At 67.9% G+C, this 7,006-nt stretch carries 5 protein-coding genes; all 5 read left to right on the top strand.

The window, feature by feature from the left end; all coding sequences use genetic code 11:
- Positions 1-104 precede the first annotated feature (104 nt).
- Entirely contained in the window at positions 105-1,577 is a 1,473-nt protein-coding gene (locus tag QMK24_RS40285; protein ID WP_283471875.1) for a site-specific integrase, read from the top strand.
- Entirely contained in the window at positions 1,577-3,295 is a 1,719-nt protein-coding gene (locus QMK24_RS40280) for a hypothetical protein (protein WP_283471874.1), read from the top strand. The genes QMK24_RS40285 and QMK24_RS40280 overlap by 1 nt, the downstream gene beginning before the upstream one ends.
- Positions 3,292-5,490 (top strand): site-specific integrase, encoded by a 2,199-nt coding sequence (locus tag QMK24_RS40275; protein WP_283471873.1) that lies wholly within the window; start codon positions 3,292-3,294, stop codon positions 5,488-5,490. Before QMK24_RS40280 ends, QMK24_RS40275 begins: the two co-directional genes overlap by 4 nt.
- Positions 5,487-5,948, top strand: a complete 462-nt coding sequence (locus QMK24_RS40270; RefSeq protein WP_283471872.1) for a hypothetical protein — start codon at positions 5,487-5,489, stop codon at positions 5,946-5,948. Before QMK24_RS40275 ends, QMK24_RS40270 begins: the two co-directional genes overlap by 4 nt.
- A 122-nt stretch (positions 5,949-6,070) precedes the next feature.
- Positions 6,071-6,832 carry a metallophosphoesterase family protein gene (locus QMK24_RS40265; RefSeq protein WP_283471876.1) on the top strand — a complete coding sequence of 254 codons (762 nt, stop codon included), beginning with the start codon at positions 6,071-6,073 and terminating at the stop codon, positions 6,830-6,832.
- Positions 6,833-7,006 lie beyond the last annotated feature (174 nt).

The raw sequence follows: 7,006 nt of genomic DNA, 5'->3' as shown, positions 1-7,006 counted from the left end.
TTGTCTCTGCTTAGTTTGCGTGTGGCGATTGACTCTAACTGGGCTGATGGCCAGGGGGTTTGGGCTTTGCACTGAGCCGTGTGGTGTTTCTACTGTCAGCACCCATGATCCTGAGCTTCTTCTCATCCCGGGGCTATGGCTCCTGGGACATCGAGCATCGGCCGTTGATCCCCGAGGGCATGCCGGTGCTCATCGATGACGATCTGCGGTTCGAGGATGGCCCGGCCGCGCCGCGTCCGACGGCGGTGGTGAACCGGTGGCTGCGCGAGCTCCCGGCGAGCGGGGCGCCAGCGCCGAGTTCGTGGGAGAACTACGCGCGGGCGGTCAAGGAGTGGATGGAGTTCCTGGCCGAGCACGGTGTGGGGTTGTTCGACTCGCGGGTACGGCTGAAGGCGGGGTTGAGCCGGTACGCCGAGCATCGGGCGGCGGGTCCGTTGAAGGCCCGGTTCGCGGCGACGACGTGGGGCCAGCACATGAGCATCCTGTCGCTGTTCTACCGGTGGGCGATGAACGAGGAGTACGCGACGGCCGAGCCGTTCACCTACCGGGCCGCGCGGGCTCTGTTCGCCGGGACCGGTCGGGAGGTGAAGGTGAACCTGGCGGTCCGCCGCACCCCGAAGCCGCACGTGACGATCAAGTACCTGGAGCCCGACTTCACCGAGCTGTTCCGCAAGGGCCTGCGCGGGCTCGCCCCGGACGGCTCGCAGGACACCGGTTTTCACGGGCGGGAGCTGACCCGCAATGCGGCGGTCGGGGATCACGCGCTGGCCACCGGAATGCGGCTGCAGGAGTTCACCTACCTGCTGCCCTGGGAGATCCCCGCCCTGCCGCCGGAGCCGACCCAGGTTCCCATCCCGTTCCCGGTGCCGGCCGGGATCACCAAGGGCAAGAAGTTCCGCACCACATGGACCTCTTACGAGGCCCTCGCCGGGCTGCACGACTATCTCGACCTGGACCGGGCCGCCACGACGGAAGGCTCACTCTGGCGGCCGCCACGGCGATGGGGCGAACCGCTGATGGTGAGTGAGCCGGACGCCCGGGGCGGGCTGATCAACGGGGTCCGGCGCCCCTGGGAGTCGCTGACTCCGGCCGAGCGGCGTCGCCTGGTCGCCCCGGAGGGCGGCTCGTGCCTGCTGGCGGTGAAGAACGGCGGTGGCCCGTTCACTGCCTGGGCCACGGTCTTCGAGCGCACATCCGACCGGATCCGGGCCCGCTTCGAGCCCCGGTTCCCGCACGTCTGGCCCCACCGTTGTCGCCACACTTTCTCGATGAGGACCTTGGAATACCTGGTCACCGGGCACTACCGGCAGGCCGCGAAGCTCGTGCGGGACACCGACGCGGACGCCGCCCTGGTCTTCTACCTGAGCAAGGCCGATCCGCTACTGGTGCTTCGTGATCTTCTAGGCCATTCCACTGTTCTGACCACGGAAAAGTACCTCCGCCGCCTGGATACGACCCGCATCTACCGGGAGGCATACGAGGGCGCCGGAGCCGCCGCCGGGCTGACCGGCGATGCGGCAGCCGAGCGGGAAGCCGCGGCCGAGTTCGACGACGAGACCGAGGACGGTGACCGCTGATGCCGACCATGCTGATCGACGAACCCCTCGGCCTCACCTGCGTGTTCAGCGACGGCAGCCGCGCGGACTTCGCTCTGGATGGCTTGCCCAACTCACACCTCGCCCGGGACCTGGCCATCGGCTTGGTCGACCTGATCCACCCACACGGCACGGCGGATTCGGCCGGCACGGTCAACCACTACGTCCAGGCCCTGCGGCAGATGGTCCGAGTTCTCGCCGAACGAGGGTTTACCGGCGGCGGCGCTCGACTCCGACGAGGGCAGCTCGCGGAGTTCTGGCTCGGCAGCACCGGCCCCCGAGAGGCATGCACCCGCGCGATGGTGAGGGCATTCGCGCAGGTCGGCGGGGTCCTCACCGATGGGGTGCTGGAACTTGCGGAGGGACGGCCCTACAACCAGCAGCCGAACCATCACCAGCTGCCACCCTACGGAGAGGCGGAGTGGCAGCGGCTCACCGAGGTCTGCCGCACGCTGGCCGACGACTCGTACGCCGCCCACCGGCAGGCCCTGGCCGCTGCCGCCCGGGCGAAGCACCCGGGGTCCAGCGGCTGGGAACCCGACAACGTGAGGTGGTTGTTGGCCCGGCTCGGCCCAGTGACCGCCGCCCGCTTCGGCGAAGAACTCGGCTGCAGCGAGACGGCGATCTGGCAGCGGGGCGGATTCATGCAGGCCAGCGCCGACCTCTTCCCCACCCACCACGACATGATTGCCTACCGGCTGCTGTTCGGCATCTACTCCGGCATCGTGCCCGACGGCATCGACGACCTGGTCACTGATGACATCGACTGGGCCGGTGACAGCACGGTCCTGCTCTCCTACGTCAAGGGCCGTACGGCAGCGGAGAGCTTGAACCTCCCGCGGCGGGCCGTGCGCCTGCTGGAGCAGTGGCTGGCACACTCAGCTCTGCTGAGGAGCTTCACCGGTACGGAAGACCGGCGACGTCTGTGGCTGGCTCTGAGCCGGCCCGGATGCTTCGCGGTCACCACCGGAACCGGCGGGCGAGTAACCATCCAGCGGTGGGTCGTGCGCCACCAGGTGCTGGGAGGGGACGGGCGGCCCCTGAAGATTCACCGCTCTCGGATCCGCACCACACACGAGGCGATGCGGGACAAGACCACCTGGACCGGCAGTGGCCGGGCAACGATCGACCCGAACCACACATCGGCTGTCGAGGGCGACCACTACCTGACCGCGGCCACTCCGGCTCAACAAGGCGCCATCGAAGCGGTCATCGAGGACGCCCAGCACGACATGCTGCGACGCTCCCACCCACCCACCGTGATCACCGAAGAGGACGCGGCAACACTGGCCGCCGACTATCCGCAGCTGGTCGCGGCCATGGACCTGGACGACACGGCGATCGCCGAACTGATCGGCGGACAGCGCGACGTATTCACGGCTGCCTGCGGCGATCAACTCTCCGGGCTGCACGGACCGAAGGGCAAGCCATGTCCGGCCCGCCCCTGGGTCTGCCTGCTCTGCCCACTGGCCGTCTTCGCCCCGCGGCACGCGGCCAACCTGCTACGGCTGAAGGCGTTCTTCTCCCGGCAGTGGCAGCAGATGCCCGCCGCCCAGTTCATGGCCGTCTTCGGCCCCTATGCCGCCCGCATCCAGCAGGTCCTGGACCGCTTCGATCCCGCCGTTCTCGCAGCGGCTGCCGCCCACATCGCCGACGGGGACGACGAACTTCCCCTGCGTCCCGAGGAGATCACCGCGTGACCACCTCCATTGCCGTCTCCCCCTTCGATGACCGCTCCGCGGTCTTCGCCGGTGCCGACGTCTGCCGCGAAGCCAGCCTCTCCCTGCCCGAAGGTGTGAGCCGCCCGCGCTTCGAGGACGACATCTGGGACTTCACCCACGTCATCGGCCTGCCAGCTCAAATGGCCCGCTGCACGCGGCGCTTCGACTTCGCGGCCATCACCGATCCCCGCTGGCGTCTGGTCGCCAAGGAACTGGTGCTGGCCATGCTCGCCCCCAGACATCCGGCGGTCATCCCGCTGCCCCGCGCCTATCGCACGGCACTGCACCTGACCAGCTGCGCGGGCCGGCTGGGCGAACTCACCCGTTTCCTCACCTGGTTGGGGAGCCAAGGAGTCGCCAGCCTGGAACAGATCGACACGCGGCTCTGCGAGGCTTACCTGGCCCACCGCCGCTACGTGCTCGACGAGCACGGCACTGTCGTCGGGGAGCAGAGCCACGGAACCAGACGTGCTGCCGCGCAGATCGTCGTCGACCTGGTCGGCTACCGCGAGCTGTTCACCGCCGACCGTGTCTCCGCAGATCTCCGGCCGTGGGGCGGGGCCACCGCCTCGGCCGTCGCTGAGATGCCCTGCGGCCGGGGGCAGAACAAGACCCCGCCGGTCGAGGACAGCATCCTGCAGCCGATGCTCGCCGCTGCCCTCTACCTGGTCACCGCACTCGGCCCTCATGCTGTCGAGCTCGCCAGGGAAGTGCGGGAGGCTGACCTCACGTCATCCTGCAAAACGGAAGGGCTCCGCCAGGGCGGTCCCGCCCCGACGGCCGCGCTCACGAGACTGCTGGCCGAGTACGAGCGAACGTGCACACCGCTGCCCATGCTGGCTGATCACCACATCGCCGGCCGGCTGGCCGACGGCTGGTCCGGCGATGATCCGCTCTTGTCCGTGGCCACCGGCGTCCTGGCCCGGCAGGCCGGGTCCAGCCAGTTCTGGTCCCGATGGTTCACGGCCCTGCGCGGTCCGCTGGAAGCCACCATCGCCGCGGTGGGCGTCGAGAAGGCTTTCGCCCGCGAACCCGCCGGGGTCCTGGCGGCGGACGGGGCGTCCTCGCTTCCCTGGACCATCCCGCTACACCGACTGCAGGCTGTCGCCCTGGTCGGAATCGTCCGGACCGCCGCGATCACAGTCCTGGCCACCGTCTCTGGGATGCGCGCGAGTGAACTGATGGAATTGCGGGTCGGATGCCGCCGACCACCCGAAGAGCCCGTCCCCGGCTTCACCCGATTTCGGATCGCCAGCAAGGTCGTCAAAGGCCAGCCGCTCGGTGGGACCGACGACGAATGGGTCGTCATCGAACCGGTCTATCGCGCCGTTGAACTGGCCGAGCAACTCCACGAGGACCCGCAGGACGACGCGTTGCTGTTCGGCCGGTTCGCTTTCGACGTCCGTTACCGGTGGTTCCGGAACTGGGTCAACTCCCGGGCTGGGCAACGGCTTGGGCTCGTGCCTATCCCTGACGGGCCCGTGAATCTGAGGATGCTACGGCGGACTTTGGCATTGGAGATGGCCTACCGGCCCGGCGGCGTCCTGGCCACCAAGATCCACCTAAAGCACATCGCCGTCGCCACATCGGAGGGGTATGTCTCCCGCCCCGGCGGGGCTCAAGCCGAGCTGTTGGCCGAGGTCAACAAGCATGAGAGCGACCGCAACCTGAACCTGGTCCTGGCCGAATTCCGGAACTACCAGCAGGGCATTTTGCCAGCCGGACCAGGCGCCCGCAGTCTGACCGAGTTCTTCGCCAGCATCGACGAGAAGCTCGACCCTGCCGCGGCCGCGGCACCAAGAATTCAGCGCAACGACCGCGACGTGCTCAACCTGTTGACCAAGCGCGCCAAGGTTCTCCACCTCGGTCCGGCGAACTACTGCTGGTTCACCGATCCGTCCCGGGCTCTCTGCCTCAAGCTGGCCGGCACCCCGACCGCGGACCGTCCGCTGGTCGGGATGTGTGACTCCGCCCGCTGTCCCCAGGCCACCCATCATCCTTGCCACCGGCCGGTCTGGAGCGAACACGCCGACCGCACCAAGACCTTCATCGGTCAGCTCGGCACCACACGCAAGACCGAACGCACCCGGCTCCAAGCCGACTTCGACCGAGCCCTCCGCGTCGTCGCCGAGATCGACGCCGCCAGCACCAGCATGAGTGAGGAGTCCGCATGAGAATCTCCGCAGCCCAGAAGACTGAGAACGAGAACCGCATCCGGGCCGCTATGGACCGGCTCCTCCGAGGCGAGATGCCGCCCGGCGGAAAGTGCGACATCAAGACCCTCGCCAACGAGGCGGCCGTCGACCGCACCGCGTTCTACGGCACCCGCCCATACGCGCACCTCCGCACCGAGTTCGAACGACGCCTCCAGACGCTTCAAGACGTCGGTGAGATCCCCGACCCTCGCGAGGCCCAGATCACCCGGCTCAAGGCAGAGATCACCAAGCTCCGGGAACGGCTGAGCCAGTCAGAGCAGACGGTCGAAGAACTCACCGACTTCCGCGGCCAGGCCCTGGCCCGGCTCGCCGCCCAGCACGAGGAGATCGTCCGGCTCCGCGAAGCGACCGCCGGGGCAAGCCGAGTGAGCCGCCTGCCCGCTCCGCGAACCACGGTGATCGGCAGCTGCAGTTGAAGGGGAGAACCCGGAAGAAGTACGCGCCCCAAGACCGCACGCGCTGAAGCAGTCACCCCCTTGAACTACGCGTCCGGCGAACGGTCCCGCCTCCAATCGAACCTCATCCCACAGTGGTGACCATGCTGAACCGAGTAGCCGTACTGTCCGACATCCACGGAGTCCTGCCCGCCCTGGAGGCCGTGCTCGCCGAACCAGACGTGAACGCCGCCGATCGCATCGTGCTGACAGGCGACATCACCGCTGGCCCGCAGCCGACCCAGGTCCTCGACCTGCTGGTCAGTCTCGGCGACCGCATCGTCTGGATCAGCGGCAACGCCGACCGCGAACTCCTCGAATACCGCCGCGGCCAATGCGACTCGATCCCCGATCCGATTGCTCCCTGGGCCGCCGAACAGCTACGCGAAGACCACCTCGACCTTCTCGGCCAACTGCCCCGATCACTCTCTCTCCCAGTGCGCGGCCTCGGGAAGGTGCTGTTCTGCCATGCCACCCCTCGTGACGATGAAGAGGTCGTCCTGGTGGACTCACGCCTTGACCGCTGGCAAGAGGTCTTCAGCGAGCTCGACTCCGATGTCCGCACGGTGGTCTGCGGACATACACACATGCCGTTCGTCCGCCTCGCCCACGGCCGACTCGTGATCAACCCCGGCAGCATCGGCATGCCCTATGGGCGGGCGGGAGCCCACTGGGCGCTTCTGGGCCCCGGCGTCGAACTGCGATCGACCACGTTCGATACCGAGGCTGCCATCACCCAGGTCACGCAGGAGTCCTCCTACCCCGAAATCGCAGAGTGGGCCGACTACTTCCTTCATGCTCGGGCCACCGACGCAGACGCTCTCGAAGCCTTCGCGCCGCGGGACGGGCGCAGTGATGCACCGTGACATCGCGCACCACCATCCTCTTGAACCACCCACCAAAGGGTGTGATCTGCATCGCAATCATGGACGTGGAATGCAACACAGCCGACGGACTGCGTCACGAAAGAATCCACATCGGCACGCCTGCTCAATCGCTACACAGGGTCATCCGCACACGGCCTCTGCGGACACAAGCCG

The sequence above is a fragment of the Streptomyces sp. PH10-H1 genome, assembly GCF_030063355.1.
Lineage (GTDB): Bacteria > Actinomycetota > Actinomycetes > Streptomycetales > Streptomycetaceae > Actinacidiphila.
Note: the sequence above shows the minus strand (reverse complement) of the source record. Positions and strands in the feature narration are given on the sequence as shown.

Coding starts and splice junctions, on each gene's coding strand:
- QMK24_RS40285 (WP_283471875.1), top strand. CDS start 105: ATGATCCTGAGCTTCTTCTCATCCCGGGGCTATGGCTCCTGGGACATC.
- QMK24_RS40280 (WP_283471874.1), top strand. CDS start 1,577: ATGCCGACCATGCTGATCGACGAACCCCTCGGCCTCACCTGCGTGTTC.
- QMK24_RS40270 (WP_283471872.1), top strand. CDS start 5,487: ATGAGAATCTCCGCAGCCCAGAAGACTGAGAACGAGAACCGCATCCGG.
- QMK24_RS40265 (WP_283471876.1), top strand. CDS start 6,071: ATGCTGAACCGAGTAGCCGTACTGTCCGACATCCACGGAGTCCTGCCC.